The 19,865-nt window shown below is 70.5% G+C and carries 19 protein-coding genes and 3 pseudogenes; 10 read left to right on the forward strand and 12 right to left on the reverse strand.

All coding sequences use genetic code 11. From position 1 onward, the window contains the following. Positions 1-32: 32 nt before the first annotated feature. Both OG819_RS15460 and OG819_RS15465 read right to left on the reverse strand, forming a co-directional pair. Positions 33-317 (reverse strand): annotated as a pseudogene (locus OG819_RS15460) (aminoglycoside phosphotransferase family protein); the annotation flags it as partial. Positions 318-471: 154 nt separating this feature from the next. Then, positions 472-1,080 (reverse strand): annotated as a pseudogene (locus tag OG819_RS15465) (aminoglycoside phosphotransferase family protein); the annotation flags it as partial. Between the two features lie 34 nt (positions 1,081-1,114). Between OG819_RS15465 and OG819_RS15470 the strand changes: the two are divergent. From OG819_RS15470 to OG819_RS15480, 3 genes are read left to right on the forward strand one after another with little or no spacing between them, the layout of a single operon-like run. Then, entirely contained in the window at positions 1,115-1,768 is a 654-nt protein-coding gene (locus OG819_RS15470; protein WP_266625867.1) for a rhomboid-like protein, read from the forward strand. 10 nt (positions 1,769-1,778) lie between these two features. Then, positions 1,779-3,188, forward strand: coding sequence for an FAD-dependent oxidoreductase (locus OG819_RS15475; protein WP_266649898.1), 1,410 nt, complete (start codon positions 1,779-1,781; stop codon positions 3,186-3,188). 22 nt (positions 3,189-3,210) lie between these two features. Beyond that, a complete protein-coding gene (locus OG819_RS15480) occupies positions 3,211-3,684 on the forward strand; it encodes a GNAT family N-acetyltransferase (protein ID WP_266625863.1) in 474 nt (157 codons plus the stop codon). Here OG819_RS15480 and OG819_RS15485 read toward each other — a convergent pair. Further along, positions 3,673-5,181, reverse strand: a complete 1,509-nt coding sequence (locus OG819_RS15485) for an MFS transporter (protein ID WP_266625861.1) — start codon at positions 5,179-5,181, stop codon at positions 3,673-3,675. The genes OG819_RS15480 and OG819_RS15485 overlap by 12 nt on opposite strands. Positions 5,182-5,237: 56 nt before the next feature. Beyond that, on the reverse strand, positions 5,238-6,218 hold the full coding sequence (locus OG819_RS15490) for a zinc-binding dehydrogenase (RefSeq protein ID WP_266649902.1): 981 nt from the start codon (positions 6,216-6,218) through the stop codon (positions 5,238-5,240). A 214-nt stretch (positions 6,219-6,432) separates the two neighbouring features. Here OG819_RS15490 and OG819_RS15495 point away from each other — a divergent pair, with 214 nt between their 5' ends. Next, positions 6,433-7,131 carry a pentapeptide repeat-containing protein gene (locus tag OG819_RS15495; RefSeq protein ID WP_266625857.1) on the forward strand — a complete coding sequence of 233 codons (699 nt, stop codon included), beginning with the start codon at positions 6,433-6,435 and terminating at the stop codon, positions 7,129-7,131. A gap of 79 nt (positions 7,132-7,210) precedes the next feature. On the opposite strand, the gene OG819_RS15500 is transcribed toward OG819_RS15495, so the two are convergent. After that, positions 7,211-7,711: a hypothetical protein gene (locus OG819_RS15500; RefSeq protein WP_075027404.1), complete on the reverse strand. Its 501-nt coding sequence runs from the start codon at positions 7,709-7,711 to the stop codon at positions 7,211-7,213. 53 nt (positions 7,712-7,764) lie between these two features. Between OG819_RS15500 and OG819_RS15505 the strand changes: the two genes are divergently transcribed. Continuing rightward, the gene (locus OG819_RS15505; RefSeq protein ID WP_266649904.1) at positions 7,765-9,186 is read left to right on the forward strand and encodes a M1 family metallopeptidase; all 1,422 of its coding nucleotides are present in this window, start codon (positions 7,765-7,767) and stop codon (positions 9,184-9,186) included. A gap of 71 nt (positions 9,187-9,257) precedes the next feature. On the opposite strand, the gene OG819_RS15510 is transcribed toward OG819_RS15505, so the two are convergent. From OG819_RS15510 to OG819_RS15530, 5 genes and pseudogenes are all read right to left on the reverse strand, one after another. Then, positions 9,258-9,926 (reverse strand): HAD family phosphatase, encoded by a 669-nt coding sequence (locus OG819_RS15510; RefSeq protein WP_266634447.1) that lies wholly within the window; start codon positions 9,924-9,926, stop codon positions 9,258-9,260. Positions 9,927-9,983: 57 nt separating this feature from the next. Continuing rightward, a pseudogene (locus OG819_RS15515) lies at positions 9,984-10,427 on the reverse strand (GNAT family N-acetyltransferase); the annotation flags it as partial. A gap of 86 nt (positions 10,428-10,513) precedes the next feature. After that, positions 10,514-11,380 carry an SgcJ/EcaC family oxidoreductase gene (locus OG819_RS15520; protein ID WP_266649906.1) on the reverse strand — a complete coding sequence of 289 codons (867 nt, stop codon included), beginning with the start codon at positions 11,378-11,380 and terminating at the stop codon, positions 10,514-10,516. A 4-nt stretch (positions 11,381-11,384) separates the two neighbouring features. After that, complete coding sequence (locus OG819_RS15525; protein ID WP_266649908.1) at positions 11,385-12,020, reverse strand: hypothetical protein; 636 nt, start codon at positions 12,018-12,020, stop codon at positions 11,385-11,387. Between the two features lie 218 nt (positions 12,021-12,238). After that, the gene (locus tag OG819_RS15530; RefSeq protein ID WP_266433332.1) at positions 12,239-12,814 is read right to left on the reverse strand and encodes a TerD family protein; all 576 of its coding nucleotides are present in this window, start codon (positions 12,812-12,814) and stop codon (positions 12,239-12,241) included. Between the two features lie 204 nt (positions 12,815-13,018). On the opposite strand from OG819_RS15530, the gene arfB reads away from it, so the two are divergent. From arfB to OG819_RS15545, 3 genes are all read left to right on the forward strand, one after another. Continuing rightward, entirely contained in the window at positions 13,019-13,447 is a 429-nt protein-coding gene (arfB, locus tag OG819_RS15535) for an alternative ribosome rescue aminoacyl-tRNA hydrolase ArfB (RefSeq protein ID WP_266583420.1), read from the forward strand. Positions 13,448-13,549: 102 nt separating this feature from the next. Continuing rightward, positions 13,550-13,837, forward strand: a complete 288-nt coding sequence (locus tag OG819_RS15540) for a hypothetical protein (protein WP_266625849.1) — start codon at positions 13,550-13,552, stop codon at positions 13,835-13,837. 84 nt (positions 13,838-13,921) lie between these two features. Beyond that, the gene (locus OG819_RS15545; RefSeq protein ID WP_266649910.1) at positions 13,922-14,896 is read left to right on the forward strand and encodes a sigma-70 family RNA polymerase sigma factor; all 975 of its coding nucleotides are present in this window, start codon (positions 13,922-13,924) and stop codon (positions 14,894-14,896) included. 53 nt (positions 14,897-14,949) lie between these two features. Here the strand turns inward: OG819_RS15545 and OG819_RS15550 are convergent, their stop codons facing one another. Beyond that, positions 14,950-15,459, reverse strand: coding sequence for a flavin reductase family protein (locus tag OG819_RS15550; RefSeq protein ID WP_266649911.1), 510 nt, complete (start codon positions 15,457-15,459; stop codon positions 14,950-14,952). A gap of 447 nt (positions 15,460-15,906) precedes the next feature. On the opposite strand from OG819_RS15550, the gene cdgB reads away from it, so the two are divergent. Together cdgB and OG819_RS15560 are read left to right on the forward strand one after the other, a co-directional pair. Further along, positions 15,907-17,622, forward strand: a complete 1,716-nt coding sequence (gene cdgB, locus OG819_RS15555) for a diguanylate cyclase CdgB (protein ID WP_266625843.1) — start codon at positions 15,907-15,909, stop codon at positions 17,620-17,622. Between the two features lie 140 nt (positions 17,623-17,762). After that, complete coding sequence (locus tag OG819_RS15560) at positions 17,763-18,743, forward strand: CBM35 domain-containing protein (RefSeq protein WP_266625841.1); 981 nt, start codon at positions 17,763-17,765, stop codon at positions 18,741-18,743. 77 nt (positions 18,744-18,820) lie between these two features. Here the strand turns inward: OG819_RS15560 and OG819_RS15565 are convergent, their stop codons facing one another. Beyond that, positions 18,821-19,750 carry a 1-phosphofructokinase family hexose kinase gene (locus tag OG819_RS15565; protein ID WP_266649912.1) on the reverse strand — a complete coding sequence of 310 codons (930 nt, stop codon included), beginning with the start codon at positions 19,748-19,750 and terminating at the stop codon, positions 18,821-18,823. Between the last annotated feature and the right edge of the window lie 115 nt (positions 19,751-19,865).

Below are 19,865 nucleotides of genomic sequence, written 5' to 3' on the forward strand. Positions count from 1 at the left end.
TCCAGCGCGGGGCGCCCCGCGGGGCAAGGCCTTCAGGCCCCGCGCGAAGTGCCCCGCAGTCGGCGCGCGATCTCCAGCTGGACCGCCTCCAGCGGGCGGCCGTCCTCGATTTCCCACAGAGTGTTCTGTAGGACACGACCGAGGGTCCAGGCACGGGCCCGCTCGCGATCCAGGCCCATGACGTCGGTCATCGCGTCGAAGCGCCAGCGGATCTCGGCGGGCTCGAAGCGGTTGCCGAGCGCCGGGCAGAGGTCGAAGCCGGGGTCGCCCGCGAGCGGCTTGGGGTCGATGGCGACCCAGGGCCCGCGGTCGGCGGAGCGGGCGTCCCCGTCCATGGAGGCCATGGAGGCCATGGAGGCCATGGAGGCCATGGAGGCCACGGAGGCCACGGAAGCCATGGAAGCCATGGAGGCGCTGGAGGCCACGGAGGTTCTGGAGGTCATCGAGGTTCTGAAGGCCCCGCAGGTCCTGGAGGACGTTGTCGTAATGGAGGTCCCAGTGGAGGAGACGGTCACCCGGCTCGGTCGCCACCTCGCGCACCGCCGCCGCGCAGTCCTCGATGAGACGACGCCCGGCCGAGTCCGCGATCCGCTTCAGAGCCCCCGGCACCCGCTCCAGCATGGCCTCCGCGATGTCCCCGAGCCGCCGCATCCCCTCCGGCGCCGGCACGGCCGTCAGCCGGGCCAGCAGCCGCGCGACGACCAGGGCGGCCTCGCGCGTGTCGGGGAGGTGCGTCAACATGCGGGTGTGGTCGAGCCGTTCGAGCAGCAGGGTGCAGGTGGCCTCGTCGTGGTCGAGGAGGCGTACGGCCGCGCCGCCGTCCCAGACGCGCAGGGCGGCCGGTTCACCCGCGCTCTCCTTGTCCAGGAGCTGCAGCTTGAGCACGGCCGGGGTGCCGTCGGCCCGCAGCACCGGCAGGACCAGCGCCGTGACCCCGTGCATGGCGGGGCCGTCGAGGCGCAGCTCCCAGCGCTCCAGGAAGCGTGCGGCCCGCTCCGGCAGCCCCGCGACGAAGGCGCGCCCCGCCGCTCCGTTGTACTTGGCTTGCGAGGCGGCCAGTCCCACCGGAACGTCGATCACAGGGCCGAGCCTATGCGCGACGGCGAAGCGCCTCATGCGTGTTGACCAGGTCCTGAACCGAGCCGGGAGCTACATACGCAGCGCCCCCGGCACCTACGTATGGCTGGCGATCCTCTTCGTCACGACCGTGGCTCTGCACCACATGTCCCCGGATTTCGAAGAGGACTTCCTGCGTCAGCGGTCCACCAACATCCATGAGCTGTCGGACAACCCCGTGCGGGTGCTGATCACCAGTGCGATGTGGATCGACGGCGGTTTCTGGCTGCCGTACGTCGCCCTCTTCACCGTTTTCCACTCCCAGGCGGAGCGCTGGCTGGGCACCCTGCGCTGGCTCGCGGTCGCGGTGGCCGCGCACGTCATGGCGACGCTGATCAGCGAGGGGGCGCTGCTGGGCGCGATCCGGCGCGGGGCGGCACCCCACTCGGCGGTCGACACCCTGGACATCGGGGTGAGCTACGCGCTGGCGGGCGTCATGGGGGTCCTCACGTACCGTGTCGCGGCGCCGTGGCGGTACCTCTATCTGGGGGTGATCCTCGTCGTCTACGGCCTGCCGCTGCTCACCAGCCGCGCCTTCACCGATGTCGGACATTTCATATCGATCCTGGTGGGTCTTGGCTGCTATCCGCTGGTCAGGGGCCGCGGAAAAGCATGGAATCCGAAGGAGACACTGGCTGCCCTCAGGGGTTAACGTCCCGCCCATGAGCAGTGGCACAGGAAGCGGCACGGTCAACGGCGGCATCTCCTTCTGGTACGCGGACGACGGTCTGCCCGAGCCCCGCGAGCCCCTGTCGGGCGACGCGACCGCCGACGTCGTGATCGTCGGCGGCGGCTACACGGGCCTGTGGACCGCGTACTACCTCAAGAAGGCGGCCCCCTTCCTGCGCGTCACCGTCCTGGAGCAGAAGTTCTGCGGATACGGCGCCTCGGGGCGCAACGGCGGCTGGCTCTACAACGGCATCGCGGGCCGCGACCGGTACGCCAAGCTGCACGGCCACGAGGCGGCGGTCCGTCTCCAGAAGGCGATGAACGAGACGGTCGACGAGGTCGTCCGGGTCGCCGCCGAGGAGGGTATCGAGGCGGACGTCCACCAGGGCGGTGTCCTCGAGGTGGCGTACACACCCGCCCAGCTGGCCCGCCTGAAGGCCTTCCACGAGCACGAGCTGTCGTACGGCGAGAAGGACCGCGAGCTCTACGGCGCGCGGGAGACCGTCGAGCGCGTCCGGGTCGCGGACGCGGTCGGCTCGGCCTGGACCCCGCACGGGGCGCGTCTGCACCCGGTGAAGCTCGTCAAGGGGCTGGCGGCGGCCGCCGAGGCGCTGGGCGTCACGATCCACGAGAAGACGCCGGTCACGGAGATCCGCCCGAAGCACGCGGTCACGCCGTACGGCACCGTCCGCGCCCCCTACGTGCTGCGCTGCACGGAGGGCTTCACGGCTTCCCTGAAGGGGCAGAAGCGCACCTGGCTGCCCATGAACTCCTCCATGATCGCGACCGAGCGGCTGACCCCCGAACAGTGGGCGACGATCGGCTGGGAGGGCCGCGAGACGCTCGGCGACATGGCGCACGCCTACATGTACGCCCAGCGCACCGCCGACGACCGCATCGCGCTCGGCGGCCGGGGCGTCCCGTACCGCTTCGGCTCGCGCACCGACAACGACGGCCGCACCCAGCAGGCGACCATCGAGGCCCTGCACGAGATCCTGGTGCGCTTCTTCCCCTCGCTGGCCGGTGTACGGGTGGCGCACGCCTGGTCGGGTGTCCTCGGCGTCCCCCGCGACTGGTGCGCCACTGTCACCCTGGACCGCTCCACGGGCCTCGGCTGGGCGGGCGGCTACGTCGGTTCCGGCGTCGCGACGACGAATCTCGCGGCACGCACCCTACGGGACCTGATCCAGCAGGACTCGGGCCAGGCGGGTCCGACCGACCTGACGGCTCTCCCGTGGGTCGACCACAAGGTCCGCAAGTGGGAGCCGGAGCCGTTTCGCTGGCTGGGCGTGCAGGGCATGTACGCCACCTACCGCACGGCCGACCGTCGTGAACTCACCACGCACAGTGCGCGGTCCTCGAGGCTCGCACAGATGGCGGACCGGGTGGCGGGCCGCCACTGATCACGTGTGTGAAACTGCGCCCATGATTCGTACCGCGACCCCCGACGACATACCCGTCATCCACGCGATGGTCCGTGAACTGGCCGAGTACGAGAAGGTGCCGGACGAGGCGAAGGCCTCCCGGCAGCAGCTGCACGAGGCGCTGTTCGGGGAGCGGCCGGCCGCGTTCGCGCACATCGCGGAAGCGGCGGGGGAGCCCGTCGGGTTCGCGCTGTGGCTCCTGAACTTCTCGACCTGGCGCGGGGTGCACGGGATCTACCTGGAGGACCTGTACGTACGGCCCGAGGCGCGCGGCGGCGGGCACGGGAAGGCGCTGCTCACCGAGTTGGCGCGGATCTGCGTCGAACGCGGGTACGAGCGTCTGGAGTGGTCGGTCCTGAACTGGAACCGGCCGTCCATCGACTTCTACGAGGCGTTGGGCGCGCGTCCGCAGGACGAGTGGACGGTGTACCGACTGACGGACGGGGCGCTGCGGGAGCTGGGCTCAGGGGACTGACTCGGGCACGCGGGCCGGTGCGGTCGCGTGTATGGGGGCCTTCGAGGTGACCATCAGGCCCGCGACCAGACCGGCCAGGAGCATGATGCCGCCGGCCCACCAGATGGCGACCGTGTAGCCGTGCACGATGCCCTCGCGGACGGTGAGGGCCTTCTGGGCGGGGCCGGTGAGATGCGCGGCGATGTACGCCGCACCGCTGGTGGTGGCGATGGTGTTCAGCAGGGCCGTACCGATCGAGCCGCCCACCTGCTGTGAGGTGTTGACGGTCGCGGACGTGACGCCGGAGTCCTGCGGAGCGACCCCGGCGGTGGCGGTGGCGAAGATCGGCATGAAGATCAGGCCCATGCCGAGGCCCAGCAGGATCAGGCCGGGCAGCAGGTGGCCCGCGTAGTCGGTGTCGACCTTGAGGTGGGTGAAGAACAGCAGCCCGGAGGTCGCGAGAAGCGTGCCGGGGACCATCAGCACGCGCGGCACCACGTGGCGCAGCAGCCGCGCCGAGATCTGCGTGGTGCAGATGACGATCGCGGCCGTCATGGGCAGGAAGGCCAGGCCTGTCGTCACGGGCGAGTACCCGAGGATGACCTGCAGGTAGTAGGTCGTGAACAGGAACATGCCGAACATGCCGATGACGGCGAGGGCCATCGTCAGGAAGCAGCCCGCACGCGTGCGGTCCCCGATGATGTGGAGGGGGAGCAGCGGACTCGGTGCCTTCGCCTGCCAGAACGCGAACGCGGTCAGCAGGACGGTTCCGCCCGCGAGGAGGGCCGACACCAGTGGGTCCGTCCAGCCGCGCGGCTCCGCCTCGCTGACCCCGTAGACGATCGTGACCAGTCCGCCGCAGCCCAGCAGCACACCGGGGATGTCGAGCCGGGCGCCGGCGTTGCCCGGGGGGTCGGGCAGCAGCGCGAACGCGCCGATGACCCCGACGGCGGCTATGGGGATGTTGACGTACAGGCACCAGCGCCAGTTCAGGTACTCGGTCAGCAGCCCGCCCGCGATGAGTCCGATCGCGGAGCCGCTGCCGGCGAGGGCGCTGTAGACGCCGAAGGCCTTTCCGCGCTCCTTCGGGTCGGTGAAGGTGGTGGTCAGGAGGCTGAGCGCGGAGGGGGCGAGGACGGCGGCGAAGGCCCCTTGGAGGGCGCGGGCGCCGAAGAGCATGCCGGGGGTGGTGGCCGCGCCGCCGAACGCGGAGGCGACCGCGAAGCCGATGAGCCCGAAGACGAACGTGCGTTTGCGGCCGACCAGGTCGGCGATCCGGCCGCCGAGCAGGAGAAGACCGCCGAAGGCCAGCGTGTACGCGGTGATGACCCACTGACGGTTGCCGTCGGACATGCCGAGAGCGCGCTGTGCGGAGGGGAGCGCGATGTTCACGATGGTCGCGTCGAGGACGACCATCAGCTGTGCGAGGGCGATGATCACCAGGCCCCACCAGCGGCGGGTGGTTGCGCGTTCGGGGCTTCCAGGGGCTCCGGTCTCACCTGAATGGGGGGCGCTCACTTGCCCAGAAGACCATGAATTGGTATATGACGCATCTTTCCGGACGCTTCCCCTGGTCAAGGCTCCAGGACCACTTTTCCCAGGGTGGCGCGGGTCTCCAGGGCCCGGTGGGCTCCGGCCGCGTCGGCCAGCGGGAAACGGGTCACGGCCGGGGTGAGGCGGCCCGCGGCGGCCTCGGCGAGGGCCCTCAGTTCCAGCGTGCGGACGGGGTCGGGACCGCCCGCCGCGCGCAGCATCACGGGGCCGAGGACCTGCTGGGTCACGCCCTCCACGAGCAGTGGCCCGCCGCTCTGAATGCCTTCGCCGGACCAGCCGAAGACGAGGTGTTTGCCGCCGGGGCCGAGGAGGTCGACGGCGGCGCGGGCGACGTCGCCGCCGACGCCGTCGAAGACGACGGTGACCGGTTTCCCGTCCAGATGGGCGCGGACCCGGTTCGGCCAGCCGCCGTCCTTGTAGTCGACGGACAGGTCGGCGCCGTTCTCGCGGACGCGGGCCACCTTCTCCGGGCCGCCCGCGAGACCGATCACAGTGGCACTCGTGTGCCGGGCGTACTGGACGAGGAGGGTGCCGATACCGCCCGCGGCGGCGGGGATCAGGGCCACGGAGTCGGGGCCCAGCCCGGCGAACTGGAGGATCCCCATCGTCGTACGGCCCGTTCCGATCATGGCTACGGCCTGGGCGAAGTCCAGGTTCTCCGGTATCTCGTGCAGGCGGTCGACGCCGGTGACGGCCAGTTCGGCGTAGCCTCCGGGGACGAAGCCGAGGTGGGCGACGACGCGCCTGCCCAGCCAGTGCCCCTCGACGCCGTCGCCGAGAGCCTCGACCGTGCCGGCGACCTCACGGCCGGGGATCGTGGGCAGCGGGGTGGGGGCGGGCGCGGGGCCCTGGGTACCCGCGCGCAGGGCGGCGTCCAGGAGGTGCACACCGGCCGCGGCGACGGCGATACGGACCTGGCCAGGGCTCGGAAGGGGATCCTCGGTCTTCTCGTAGGTGAGGTTCTCGGCCGGGCCGAAGGTGTGCAGGCGGACGGCGTGCATGACGGGCTCCCTCGCTGTGTGCCGGGGGGTGCCGGGGTGTGCCGGGGTGTGCCGGGGGTGTGCTTGGTGTTCGGCGGTGGTGGGCCCCAGCGTTCAGCCTCAAGCGCGCTTGAGGTCAAGGCGCGGGTGTGGGGCGTCCTCGGCGGCGCGGGTCGGGGCGTCGGCAGTGGGACGGGTCGGGGGCGTTGTCAGTGGGGGAGTGCAGGATGGGGGCATGGTGCGGAAAGCGGCGGGCGGGGCGAGTGGGCGGGGCCAGGGGGCGCGGCGGCCGGAGGTGAGGCTGCCGCCGTTGGAGCCCCATGACGGCTCCGGGCTGGAGCCGGACGGGGACTACGACGGGCTGGAGTTCCGGGAGGCCGACTTCGTCGGGCAGGACGGCGCAGGAGCGACCTTCATGGACTGCGCCCTGACGGGGTGCGCGCTGGACGAGACGCGACTGCGCCACGCGCGGGTGCTGGACTCGGTTCTGACGGGCATACGGGGCGTGGGCACCGATCTCGCCGAGTCGACCTTGCGTGACGTCGAGCTGGTGGACGCCCGCCTGGGCGGGGTGCAGCTGCACGGTTCGGTACTGGAGCGGGTCCTGATCCGCGGCGGCAAGATCGACTACCTGAACCTGCGCAAGGCCCGGCTCAAGGACGTCGTCTTCGAGGGGTGCGTGCTGGTCGAGCCGGATTTCGGGGGCGCCCGGCTGGAGCGCGTGGAGTTCGTGGACTGCGTCCTGAGGGGGGCGGACCTCACCGCGGCCACCCTGACGGACGTTGATTTGCGCCACGCGGCGGAGGTGGACATCGCGCGAGGCGTGGACCGGCTGGCGGGGGCGGTGATCAGTCCGAGCCAGCTGCTCGATCTGGCGCCCGTGTTCGCCGCGGCGCTGGGGGTGCGGGTGGACGGGGGACCGGGAGGGGAATGAGCGAATGAGTGATCGGGGTCGCGACCGGGGCCGGGGCGGGGTCCGGAGCCGATCGCGGCCGACTGGGGGGTACGGGGGCTCAGCCCACTCGGGGGAAGCGGGCCTGGAGGGTCCAGATCGCCGGGTTCTCGGCGAGGTCGTCGTGCAGGTCGGTGAGGTCGGCGATCAGGTCGTGCAGGAAGTCGCGGGCCTCGCGGCGGAGTGCGGAGTGGGAGAAGGTCAGCGGCTCCTCGTCGCCCGGCATCCAGTCGGCCTCGATGTCGACCCAGCCGAAGCGCCGCTCGAAGAGCATGCGGTCGGTCGACTCGGTGAAGTCGAGCTCCGCGTGCTGGGGGCGCGAGGCCCTGCTGCCGCGCGGGTCCCGGTCGAGCTGCTCCACGATGTCGCACAGCGCCCACGCGAAGTCGAGCACCGGTACCCATCCCCAGGCTGTGGACAGCTCCCGGTCCGCCTTGGTGTCGGCGAGGTAGACGTCACCGCAGAACAGGTCGTGCCGCAGCGCGTGGACGTCCGCGCGGCGGTAGTCGGTCTGCGGGGGGTCGGGGAAGCGGTTGGAGAGGGCGTAGCCGATGTCGAGCACGTAGGTGATGGTGTCATGGGCCTGTGGGTGAGGGGCCTCGTAGGATCGCAGGTGTGCCCCGATCTTCCGTCACCGTCCGCTTTGCTCTGGCCCCGGCCCTCGCTCTCGCGCTCGCCCTCACCGCGTGCGGCGGAGGCGGTGTGCACGGTAAGCCCGGTGCCGCCGGGGTCCGGGATCCGTACTTCCCGAAGTCGGGCAACGGTGGCTACGACGTCACGCACTACGCCCTGACCCTGTCCTACGACCCCAAGGCACGCCATCTCGACGGAACCGCCGAGATCACCGCCCGGGCCACCCAGAACCTCAGCGCCTTCGACCTGGACCTCAAGGGCCTGGACGTCTCCGCCGTCACCGTCGAGGGCAAGGAGGCCCGCTGGAACCGGGCGGGCCAGGAGCTGACCGTGCGCCCACACACCGATCTCGACGAGGGCGAGACGTTCCGCGCGACGGTCCGCTACTCGGGCACGCCGGAGACGCTCACCGACGCGGACGGCTCGCAGGAGGGCTGGCTGCGCACGGCAGACGGCGCCCTCGCCCTCGGTGAACCCACCGGCTCGATGGCCTGGTTCCCCGGCGACAACCACCCCTCCGACAAGGCGACGTACGACATCGCCGTCACCGTCCCGAAGAACCTGAACGCGGTCTCCAACGGCGAGTTGAAGAGCGAGACGACGACCGCCGACGGTCGCAAGACCTTCACCTGGCACACCGCCGAACCGATGGCGAGCTACGTCGCCACGCTCGCGATCGGCCGGTACGACATCACGCGCTCGACGACGAAGAGCGGCCTGCCGGTGTACGTGGCGGTGGACCCGACGCAGACCGCGGCCGCGAAGAAGGTGCTGTCCGAGATCCCCGAGATCATGGACTGGGAGGAGTACAACTTCGGCCCGTACCCCTTCTCCTCGACGGGCGCGATCGTGGACCGCGGCGGCGACTCGGGCTACGCCCTGGAGACCCAGAACCGCCCCGTCTTCCCCGGCGCCCCGGACACCGAGACCCTCGTCCACGAACTGGCCCACCAGTGGTACGGCGACTCGGTCACCCCCAAGTCCTGGCAGGACATGTGGCTCAACGAGGGCTTCGCCACGTACGCGGAGTGGCTGTGGCAGGAGGACCACGGCGGCGACACCGCGGACGAGATCTTCAACTCCCTCTACAGGGGCGACCGCTACGACACCGCCGCGAAGAACAAGGCGGTCTGGGCCTTCCCGCCCGCCAGACCCTCCAGCGCGGCCCACATCTCCGACGCGCCCGTCTACGAACGTGGCGCGATGGTCCTGCACAAGATCCGCCGGACCGTCGGCGACGACACGTTCTACGACATCGTCCAGGGCTGGGCCGCCACCCACCGCCACGCCAACGCGTCCACGGCCGACTTCACGGCCTACGTCGAGAAGAAGGCCCCGGACAAGGACTTCAGCGGCATCTGGAAGGACTGGCTGTACGGAGAGGGCAAGCCGCCCCGGGCATGACCGGGCGGACCGGCCCTCCGAGATGAGCCGCCGGACAGACCCTGTCCGGACAGGACCTGGCCGGACAGGCCCTAAGAGCTCCGAACCCGGCCCCCGGACCGGCTCCCCGACATGAAGTCGACGATGTCGGGAACCGCCTCCCGCAGGGTGCGGAAGTGACGGTGGACGCCTTCCACGGCGACGGGAGCGTTGACCCCCCACACCGTCATGCCGGCCCGCAGCCCGGACCGGACTCCGGAGGCGGCGTCCTCGATGACCAGACAGTCCCGCGGCCGGGCGCCGAGCCGCTCGGCGGCGAGCAGATAGGGAACCGGTGACGGCTTGCCCTCGTCGACGCAGGCGGCGTCCACGACGACGTCCGGGACGGGCAGGCCGGTCCGCGCGAAGCGCCCGCGCACCCGGTGCTCGTAGTTCGAGGTCACCAGCGCCCAGGCCGTCCGGGGCAGCGCGGCCAGCAGCTCCGCCGCGCCGTCGAACGCCGTGTACGTCCCCGACCTGACGTCGTCGTCCTCCAGTTCGTGCAGGGCGGCCAGGCACGCCTGGGGATCCCGGTCGGGGGCGACCTGCGCGAAGGTCTCCATCGGCCTGGTCCGCAGCGCCACTCGGTAGACCTCATCGGGGTCCAGTGCGTAGCGGCCCGCCCACGTTCCCCAGACCCGCCGCTGGTTGGCCACCGCGTCGATCAATGTGCCGTCGACATCGAACAGAACGAACTTCCCGGCTTCGGGCGTCCCGTTCAGCTCCTTGCGCAACACCGCGCACGGGCGGCCCAGTTGGAGATCCTTCCGATGGTCGATGGTCTCGTAGCCGAGGGTGGTCCAGAAGGCGAGGCCCTGGGGGTTGTTGTCGAGGACGGCGAGGCGGGCGGCGTCTCGGCCGGCGCGGCGGAACCTCGCCTCGACGAGGGCCACGAGCTCACGCCCGTATCCCTGCCGCCGCTCCCTCGCGTCCACGATCAGCAGTCCGATCCACGGATCCGGATCGGTGGGGTCGGGGTGGTGCGCGAGGGTGATCGCGACCCCGACCAGTCGCCCCGCCCTGCGCGCGAGCAGCACCTCCACCCCCGGATGCGCCAACTCCCCGGTGAGCGCCGCCGCGACCTGCTCCGGCCGGATGTCGTAGGCGTCGGGGAAATCCCCGCTCAGGGAGAAGAACTCGTGGTGGGAGGCGTAGAGGGAGGTGAGTTCGCTGAGGACGGCGACGGGGATGTCCTGGTCGGGCGCGAGGGCTTCGAGAATCACGCGGTGCAGGCTAGCCAATGGGACCCGCCTGCCGCGCCCGTGCCCGGTGGTGGCTGGGCACGGGCGGGGAGGGGGGGAGGGGAGGGTCAGGTCCTGTCAGGGGTGGACGGGGGGCGGGGGCCGCCGAAGCCGTGTTCGGAGAGGTCGAACCAGTTGCCCTCCGGGTCCATGGCCCGGTACTCGGCGAAGGGGCGGTCGGTGAAGCGTTCGGCGGGCTTGTTGGCGCCCGCTTCCACCAGGGCCGCCGAGGTGGTCTCCGTATCGGAGATGTGGAAGCCGAAGTGGTTCATGCCGAGCGGGGTGTCGCCGTCGAGCCGGTGCTTGATGAGGGCCAGGGAGAGATACCCGTCGGAGAGAAAGCAACTGCCGTCGGGGTCCCGGTGGAAGAGTTCCATCGAGAAGATCGAGGTGTAGAAGGCGGCCAGTTTCTCCGGGTCCCGGGCGACTATCGCCAGGTGGCGGAGTTTCGGACGGGCCGCGGACCCGGGGGACGTGGCTGTCGTCGCTGTCACGGGGGGCTTCTCGGGCTCGGGGGCTTTCACCGGGCGTGCCTCCTTGGGGGCGGTGGCCGGGATCATGTTGTGGAACGCCGTGATCTGCCAGGCCCCGGTGGCGGTCTGTTCGACCACGGCCAGGGCGTGTGTCGTGGCCAGGGTCGTGCCGTCGGCGGTGCGGGTGACGGTGGACTCGGCCTCGACCGTGGCCAGGTCGGGGCGCAGCCGGCGGACGGCGATGATCCGGGCGTCCAGGCGTGTGGCCGCGTACAGGGTGCGGAACAGGCCGTCGTGGGCCGCCTCGACGCCCGCGCGGCCCGGCGGCTTGTCCCCGCGTACGGAGGTGAAGTCGCAGTCCGGGGAGAAGTTCGAGGCGAAGAGCGCGGCGTCGGCCGATGCCCAGGCGCGGGCCATCGTTTCCCACAGGGTGTGGATCGAGTGCGTTTCGTCGGTCGTCATGACGTCAGACACCTACCGCGGTGCTCGTACGGACGCGCAGGGGGAGTTCGGTGCAGCCGCTGTCGAGATGTTCGGCCGGTGGCGGGGCCCAGGCCGCGAGCGCGTGGTAGAACGCGTCGGCCCGGCGCTCCAGGTAGCAGATGATGTTGATCGGCCAGGCCGTTCGGCCGAAGACGTGGCGGTCCATGGGGGTGGGGCGCTCACTGAGGACGACGGCGCGTTCCTGCGGCGGACCTATGCGGTGCCAGTCGGGGTGCATGTGGATGGAGCCCAGCAGTTCCAGGCCCAGGGCGTCGGCTTCCTTGGAGGCCTTGAGGAGGTCCCGGGAGTCGATCCACCAGGCGCGGTGCTCGTTCTCGTACGCCGGTCCGAAGCGGGGCACGATCGTCTCGCTGAACTCGAGGCGGGCTGCCGGGTCCGTGGTGCGTGCGTTGCGGCCGAAGGCGACGCGCTCGATGTGGAGGGTGCCCCGGCCGGCGTTGCCCAGGAGCAGGGCGAAGCAGGGGAGGGGGGTTCGGGGGGTGATGAGCTGGTACTCGGTGACCGCGGCGGTGAGGAAGTCGTCGAGTGCCTGGTTGTCCATCAGGACGGTGGGGGGAGCGTTGTCGCTCGTACAGTGCTCGTCCGATAAGTCGGACATGGGGTGGGACATGAGGTGGGGGGCTCCGTTTCCCGTGGGGGGTGATGGGGACGCTGGGAGCCTAGAGGTGAGTGCTTGAAGTCTACAGTAACTCGCTCGGAACGTGGGGATATCCCTATGGGGCACAGGGCTGCGGCACAGGGCGAGGGCGGGCGGAACGCGAGGAGCCCCCGGCCCGATGTCCCGGGCCGTGGGCTCCTTCAACCGCCTTGTGCGGATCAGACGTTGACGCCGAAGTCCTGGGCGATGCCCACCAGGCCCGAGGCGTAGCCCTGGCCGACCGCGCGGAACTTCCACTCCGCGCCGTTGCGGTAGAGCTCGCCGAAGACCATGGCGGTCTCGGTGGCGGCGTCCTCGCTCAGGTCGTAGCGCGCGATCTCGGTGCCGCCGGCCTGGTTGATGATGCGGATGTAGGCGTTGCGGACCTGGCCGAAGTTCTGCGAGCGGTTCTCCGCGTCGTAGATGGAGACCGGGAAGACGATCTTGTCGACGTCGGCGGGGAGGCCCGCCAGGTTGACGTTGATCGCCTCGTCGTCGCCCGCGCCCTCACCCGTGCGGTTGTCGCCGGTGTGGACGATGGTCTGGTCCGGGGTCTGCTTGTTGTTGAAGAAGACGAAGTGGGCGTCCGAGTAGACCTTGCCCTGGGTGTTGACCGCGATGGCCGAGGCGTCGAGGTCGAAGTCGGTGCCCGTGGTGGTGCGGACGTCCCAGCCGAGGCCCACGGTGACGGCGGTCAGGCCCGGAGCCTCCTTGGTGAGCGAGACGTTGCCACCCTTGGACAGGCTTACAGCCATTGTTGGGAGTCCCTTCCCTCGTTGCGTACGTGCGCTGTGCCCGTACGTATGGGCTTCGTACGGGCACGAAGCTACAGCTACCCCTAAGAACGCCAAGAGGGGTACCGAAGGTTCCTGCCCTCTTTACTTTCTTTACCCTCTTGGCGGACACGCGGCAGCGAAAACGGGGTGACGTGGACCGGACATCCACGCGACCATGGACCCATGCCTGGTCCTTACGTCATCCGCGGCTCCGTCTCCCTTCCCGAGGCCGAGCTCCTGTGGCGTTTCTCCCGCTCCAGCGGACCCGGCGGACAGCACGTCAACACCAGTGACTCGCAGGTTGAGCTGCGGTTCGACCTCGCGAAGACCGAGGCGCTGCCCCCGGTCTGGAAGGAGCGCGCCCTCGCGAAGCTCGCCGGGCGGCTCGTCGACGGTGTCATCAGCGTCCGCGCGTCCGAGCACCGGTCGCAGTGGCGCAACCGGGAGACCGCGGCCGTACGGCTCGCCTCCCTGCTCGCCGAGGCCACCGCGCCACCGCCCAAGCCCCGCCGGGCCACTCGTATCCCCCGGGGGATCAACGAACGGCGGCTGCGCGAGAAGAAGCAGCGCTCCGACACCAAGCGGGGCCGCTCCGGACGCGACTGGGGCTAGGGGTGGGATTGGGGCTGTCCTGGGTCTTGAGTGGGCGTGTCGGCCGCTGTCGTGGGTATGAGGTGACAGGCCTTTGTGGCGAGTTGTCGCTAATCTCATGGAATGGACGGATACGAGGACAGGGCGCACCTGGAGTGGTGGGCCAATCGATCGACCTGCCTGGCGCGGATCCCCGTCCGGCTGCGGCAGGCCGCCGTGCCCGACGACCGTGCGTGGGACGCCGTCGTCTCCGCGCCGCTGGACAGTGGCGCACGCGAGGACATGCAGTTCCTGATCGAGGCCAGTCCGTACTTCACCCTGCGCTTCGCGGACGATTCCGTGAACGAGGTCGAAGTGGAGCGCTCCGGGGACGGCGGTCGGCTGCGACTGAGCGCCGTGCCGGAGACGTGACGTCACATCAGGGGCCCGCGGTCCGTCAATGCCATGACGGGCGAGTTCGTGCCGGACCGCGGCGGCCACCAGGAGATGTGACATATGAGCGACAGCGAATTTCCCGGAAAGAACGGGAATGACGACAAGAACGTGAAGAGCGCGAACGCGAAGGAGGCCGAAAACACGAAGGAGAGCGCGAACGCGAACGAATTTCTTGCCGCGCGATTCGAATCCCATCGTGATCACCTCCGCGCCGTCGCCTATCGCATGCTCGGTTCGCTCTCGGAGGCCGACGACGCCGTCCAGGAGGCCTGGCTCAAGCTCAGCCGCGTCGACGCCGACCGCGTCGACAACCTCGGCGGCTGGCTGACGACCGTCGTCGGCCGGGTCTGTCTGGACATGCTGCGCTCCCGCCGGACGCGTGGCGAGGAGCCGCTCGGCCCCCTGGCGGAGGGGCCCGGCGTCCGGATGCCGGAGCCGGTGCTCAGTCCCGTCTCCGGCATCGACCCCGAACAGGAGGCGCTGCTCGCCGACTCGGTGGGCCTCGCCCTGTTGGTCGTACTGGAGACACTGACGCCCGCCGAACGGCTCGCCTTCGTGCTGCACGACCTGTTCGCGGTGCCCTTCGAGCAGATCGCGCCCATCGTGGGCCGTACGCCGACGGCGTCCCGTCAGCTCGCCAGCCGGGCGCGGCGCAGGGTCCAGGGCGGGGCGCCGGCGCCCGATCCCGACCTGGCGCGGCAACGGGAGGTCGTGGACGCGTTCCTCGCGGCGGCGCGGGAGGGCGACTTCGACGCGCTCGTCGCCGTGCTCGACCCGGACGTGGTGTCGCGGAGCGAGGCCGGAGTGACGGTCGGCGCGATCGCCGTGGCCTCGGGGGCGAGCCGGTTCGCGCACCTGGCCCGGATCGCGCGGCCGGCCCTCGTCAACGGCGCCGCGGGTGTGGTCGTCGTCGCGGAGGGGCGCCCCGTCGGCGTCCTCGCCTTCACGGTCGTACACGGCAGGATCGCCGTCATCGACATCCTCAACGACCCGGAGCGGCTGGCCGGTCTGGACGTCACCGTCCTCGACCGGTAGGGCGTGTCCGGCGGCTCCCTGGAGAAAGGGCGTGGCCCCCTGGAGGAAGGGCGTCAGCCCAGCTGCCGGTAGCGCCCCTCGAAGTGCAGCAGCGGTCCGCCGTCCCCGCTCGGCACCGACGCGGTCAGCACCCGCCCGATGACGAGGGTGTGGTCACCGGCGGCGACCCGCTGCTCGGTGCGGCACTCCAGGGTCGCCAGGGCGCCGCCCACCAGGAGCGCCCCGGACGCCTCGCCGCGGACGTACGGGATGTCCTCGAAGAGCAGACGGTCGCTGATGCGGCCCTTCATGGCGAAGCGGCCCGCGATGTGGCGCTGGCTCTCGGAGAGCACGGAGACGGCCCACACGGGCCGTTCGTCGAGCAGGTCGTCCATGCGGGAGCCCTCGCGCAGGCTGACCAGGACGAGTGGCGGGTCCAGGGAGACGGACAGGAAGGCCGTCGCCGTCATACCGACGTCCTCGCCGCCGGGGCCTTCCGGGTCCAGCGCGGGCTCGTGCGCGGTCACCAGGACCACACCCGCGGCCAGCCGCGACATGGCGGCGCGGAACTCGTCGTTGCTCACCCCCTCAGCATGCACGGAGGGGGTGAGCGGAGAAGCGGAGGAAGTGTTCAGCACGCCGAAACGCTAGTCTCCGACCCCGGGGAGCCACATCGGGCCTCGGCCCGAGCCTGGTCCTAAGTCCGGTCCTAAGACCGTCCCGGGACCGGCCCTAAGACCGGTCCCGAGACGGACACAACTGCTCACAGTGTCTACACAGCGTCCAAATAAGCGGTCAGTAAACACACGGGGGGAATGCAGAAACCCCACTCAATTGCTCATCTTCTGCTGTGACTTGAGTCACAGGAGCCATATTTTGTTGACCCTGTGTACCGAGTGGGCAGCGCGCTGTGATTCAGTGGCGTGGAAGCTATGCAGGAAGCTACCAAGTAGTACGCGAGAGAACCGTAAGAGAACCAGGTACGCCGAAGACAACCCTGGAGTTGCTGCGAGGTCTCGAGGGGAGGGCGAATGGAGACCGAGTCGGAGCCCTATGTCCGTCTTGCGACCCTGCGGCAGCTGCATCAGGTGATGGCGGACATGAACACCGCGCGGAGCCTGGCGGACACGCTGCAGACCGTCGCCGACGGCGTGGTCACGGGCCTCGGCTACGAGCTGGCGTGTGTCAATCTCGTACGCCCCGACGGCGACCTCGTGGTCGCCGCGCTCGCCGGCAACTCCGCCGCCGAAGCGTTGATCACCGGCCGTGTCGGCTCCCGCGCCTCCTGGGACCGCCGGTTGAACATGGGCGAGGCCTGGGGCGATCTGCGCTTCATACCGCACACCGAGGGCTGGGTCCTCGACGACGACGACGTACCGCAGTGGTACACCGACGGACCCGCGCCCCGCTTCGAGGACGAGTGGCACCCCTCCGACCGCCTCTTCGCGCCGATGTACACCCCCGGTGTTTCCGGCGCCGGCTGCGGTGAGCTGATAGGCGTCCTGTCCGTGGACCGGCCGCGCAACGGACGGCGTCCCGGCGCGTGGGGGCGCGAAGCGCTCCAGATGTACGCCTTCCAGGCCGCCATCGCCATCAGCAACGCGCGTCTACGAGCCAATATGCAGCGCGCCCTGGTTCGCCTCGAGCGCGAGCAGCAGGCCCTGCGCGCCAGCGAGGAGAGCTTCCGGCAGGCCTTCGAGTACGCCCCCTCCGGCATGGCCATCGCCGAGATGGGCGGCGACCAGCACGGCCGCATCCTGCGCACCAACGACGCTCTGTGTCGCCTGCTCGGCCGCCCCGCCTCCGCGATGCGCCGCTACTCCTTCTCCGACCTCGTGCACCCCGAGGACATCGGCACCCTGCTCCGGACGTCCGCCGAGGGCGGGCGCGCCGAGCTCAGACTCGGCCGCCGCGACGGCACGTACGTGTGGGTCTCGCTGCGCAACTCCGTGGTCGCGGACGCCGCCGACGGCCCCCGCTTCCTGCTCACGCACGTCGAGGACATAGAGGAACGCAAGCGTCGCGAGCTCCAGCTCGCCCACCGCGCCTCGCACGACTCGCTCACCGGCCTGCCGAACTCGGCCGAGCTGCGCTCCCGCCTCGGCTCCCGGCTCTGCCGGCGCCCCGAGGCCCTTCAGCCGGGCGCGGTCGAGTCGCTGGACGCGGCGTACGGGCACGGGCCGTACGCGGACCAGGCGGCCGAGCACAATACCTACGACGGGCAGCCCGGAGGCAACGGCGGCAACGGAAGCGGGCACGGGTTCGACCTCGGGCCGGGTTTCGACGCGTACGACGCCTTCGACCACCATGTGCACACCATCGCGCCCGAGGGTGAGACGGACGACGGCGCCAAGGGGCTCGCGGTGCTCTTCTGCGACCTCGACGGCTTCAAGTCGATCAACGACCGCTTCGGGCACAACGCGGGCGACGCGGTGCTCATCGAGGTCGCCAGACGCCTGACCAACGGTGTCCGGGACGGCGATACAGTGGCCAGACTCGGCGGCGACGAGTTCGTGGTGCTGGCCGACGGGCTCGGCCGGGCGGACGCGGCCGACCTCGCCGTACGACTGCGGAACGCGATCATCCCGCCGATCCGTGTGGACGGCCGGGCCGTCCGGGTGGGCGCCAGCTTCGGCATCGGGTGGGCACACTGTGGCATGACGGCGGACGAGGTCTTGAAATCCGCTGACGAACGGATGTACGTCGAGAAACGGTCTCGTCCCAAACAGCATCGGCGTGCCGGATAAGTCGTCGGATAAGTCACAGGTCACGGGGTTGATGCGAGGAAGCCCACCCGTTTGGCCCCCTGGGAGCGGGTAGGCTCGTTATTTACGCCCTTCCTTTCGTGAACCGCATCTGTACCGCACCTGTTGAGGAGTACGTAGGGATGACGCCCGGCAACAACGGCGCGAGCACGCCCGAGGACGACGACCCGTTCGGCTATCTGTACGCCGACGGTCAGGCCAACGGCGCAACTCCGCCCAGCGGAGGCGGCGGCTACGGCTACCCCGGCTCGGTCAACCGGGTGCGGGCGGTCGGCGAACGCCAGTACGGACAGCAGCAGGCCGGTTACGGTCAGCAGGCGCCGACCGCGCAGTACGGCCAGCAGGCCGCCCCGACCGCACCGTACGGCCAGGTGCCGCAGCAGGGCGCCTACGGCCAGCCGAACGCGCACTACGCGGCGCCCGAGACCGTCCCCGGCGGGTCCCCGACCGGCCGGCAGTCGTCGGGAGGCGGCGGTCGCGGCCGCGGACCGAACACCAAGGGCCTGCTGATCGGCGCCATCGCCGTGGTCGCCGCCGTCGTCATCGGCATCGGCATCGCCATGATGAACGACAACTCGAACGACGACAGCAAGGACACGGCGGGCGGCGGCTCGACCCCGACGGCCTCCGAGAGCGCGTCCCCGAGCGCGTCGGCCTCGCCGTCGGCGGTCGCCGGTGAGCTCCCGAAGATCGACGCGAAGGCGCTGAGCCTGGGGACGGGTATCACGACGGCGTCGGACGTCAAGGGTGCGAAGGCGGACGGGGGCGTCTACGTCACGGGCTTCAATCAGGTCGGTGCGGCCGTCACCTGGAACGTCAGCGGCATCCCCAAGGCCGGCAAATACACGCTGTACGTGAACTACGGGGTGCCTGGCAAGGACGCCGACGCCACGCTCACGATCAATGGAACCGCCCAGAGTCGCCATCTCAACCTGAAGAACTTTGCCAAAGCCGCAGAGGGCGACTACGAGAAGGGCTGGACCAACACCTGGGGGGACATCACCCTCAACAAGGGGACCAACACCATCAAGATCTCCTGCGAGCAGGGCAACCAGTGCGACGCGAACTTCGACCAACTCTGGTTGGAAGCAGGGTGGAAGTAGTCCGAGAGGTAAGTGAAGCGTCCCTGCCCGCCTGATGAGGCGGGCAGGGACGCTTCCACGTTTCTCAAGCCGTGGCGTCACGCCGCCGTCGCGTCCCCCGTCACCGCGATCTGGTCGAGCAGGGTCTCGTACGTCAGGTGGTCGAACTCGCCCGCCACCGGTGCCAGTACGGTCGCCGCGGACAGGGCGACGGCCCGGGCCAGGCGCTCCGGCCATGGCAGGTGCTCCACCAGTCCCGACAGCAGGCCCGCGACCGCGGAGTCGCCCGCGCCGGTCGGGTTGCCGTGGACGCGACGTGGTGGGGTGGCGCGCCAGAGGCCGTCCGGAGTGTGGGCCAGCAGGCCCTGGGCACCCAGTGAGGCCACGACGGCGTGTGCGCCGCGTCTGCGGGCGTCCCGGGTCGCCTGCAACGGCTCGTGGGAGCCGGTGAGTTCGGCCAGTTCGTCGGCGTTCGGCTTGACGATGTCGGGACGGGCGGCGACGCCCCGGCGCAGGGGTTCGCCGCTGGTGTCCAGGAGGACCGGGACGGCCGCCGCGCGGGCCGCGCGGATCAGCCCCGCGTACGCGCCCACCGGTACCCCCGGTGGCAGGCTGCCGCACAGGGCCACCGCCGAGGCGGAGCGCAGCAGCACCTCGTACGCCTCCTGGAAGGCCGCCCACTCGGCGGAGGTGATCTGCGGGCCGGGCTCGTTGAGTTGAGTCGTGTCACCCGTCGTCGTGTCGACCACGGCTATGGTGCGGCGGGTCGAGCCCGCGACAGGGATCAGCGCGTCCAGCACCCCGGGGGTGTCCGCGAGTTGGTCCCGCAGGGCGCGGCCCGTCGCGCCGCCCGTGAAACCCGTGACCGTCACGTCGTGGCCGAGGGCGGCGAGCACCCGGGCCACGTTCAGGCCCTTGCCGCCGGGGCGTTCGGTCACCTCGGTGACCCGGTGCGCGGTGTGCGGGCGCAGGGACCGTACGCGGTAGGTGATGTCGAGAGCGGTGTTCAGTGTGACGGTGAGGATCACCTGGGCCGACCTCCCTCGATGCGCTTGGCGACAGTTCCACAGTTCCGGAAGCTCGATCATGCCAAAGACAACGGCGGTCGGCCCAGTCCCCCGGGCCAACCGCCGTTACGCAACA

Source organism: Streptomyces sp. NBC_01549, assembly GCF_026339955.1.
GTDB lineage: Bacteria > Actinomycetota > Actinomycetes > Streptomycetales > Streptomycetaceae > Streptomyces.

Excerpts from the sequence above, each read along its gene's own strand:
- OG819_RS15540 (WP_266625849.1), top strand. The coding sequence starts at position 13,550 with ATGGACGGATACGAGGACAGGGCGCACCTGGAGTGGTGGGCCAATCGA.
- OG819_RS15490 (WP_266649902.1), bottom strand. The coding sequence starts at position 6,218 with ATGCACGCCGTCCGCCTGCACACCTTCGGCCCGGCCGAGAACCTCACC.
- OG819_RS15530 (WP_266433332.1), bottom strand. The coding sequence starts at position 12,814 with ATGGCTGTAAGCCTGTCCAAGGGTGGCAACGTCTCGCTCACCAAGGAG.
- OG819_RS15560 (WP_266625841.1), top strand. The coding sequence starts at position 17,763 with ATGACGCCCGGCAACAACGGCGCGAGCACGCCCGAGGACGACGACCCG.
- OG819_RS15545 (WP_266649910.1), top strand. The coding sequence starts at position 13,922 with ATGAGCGACAGCGAATTTCCCGGAAAGAACGGGAATGACGACAAGAAC.
- arfB (WP_266583420.1), top strand. The coding sequence starts at position 13,019 with ATGCCTGGTCCTTACGTCATCCGCGGCTCCGTCTCCCTTCCCGAGGCC.
- OG819_RS15495 (WP_266625857.1), top strand. The coding sequence starts at position 6,433 with ATGGTGCGGAAAGCGGCGGGCGGGGCGAGTGGGCGGGGCCAGGGGGCG.
- OG819_RS15470 (WP_266625867.1), top strand. The coding sequence starts at position 1,115 with ATGCGTGTTGACCAGGTCCTGAACCGAGCCGGGAGCTACATACGCAGC.
- OG819_RS15475 (WP_266649898.1), top strand. The coding sequence starts at position 1,779 with ATGAGCAGTGGCACAGGAAGCGGCACGGTCAACGGCGGCATCTCCTTC.
- cdgB (WP_266625843.1), top strand. The coding sequence starts at position 15,907 with ATGGAGACCGAGTCGGAGCCCTATGTCCGTCTTGCGACCCTGCGGCAG.
- OG819_RS15480 (WP_266625863.1), top strand. The coding sequence starts at position 3,211 with ATGATTCGTACCGCGACCCCCGACGACATACCCGTCATCCACGCGATG.
- OG819_RS15520 (WP_266649906.1), bottom strand. The coding sequence starts at position 11,380 with ATGACGACCGACGAAACGCACTCGATCCACACCCTGTGGGAAACGATG.
- OG819_RS15525 (WP_266649908.1), bottom strand. The coding sequence starts at position 12,020 with ATGTCCGACTTATCGGACGAGCACTGTACGAGCGACAACGCTCCCCCC.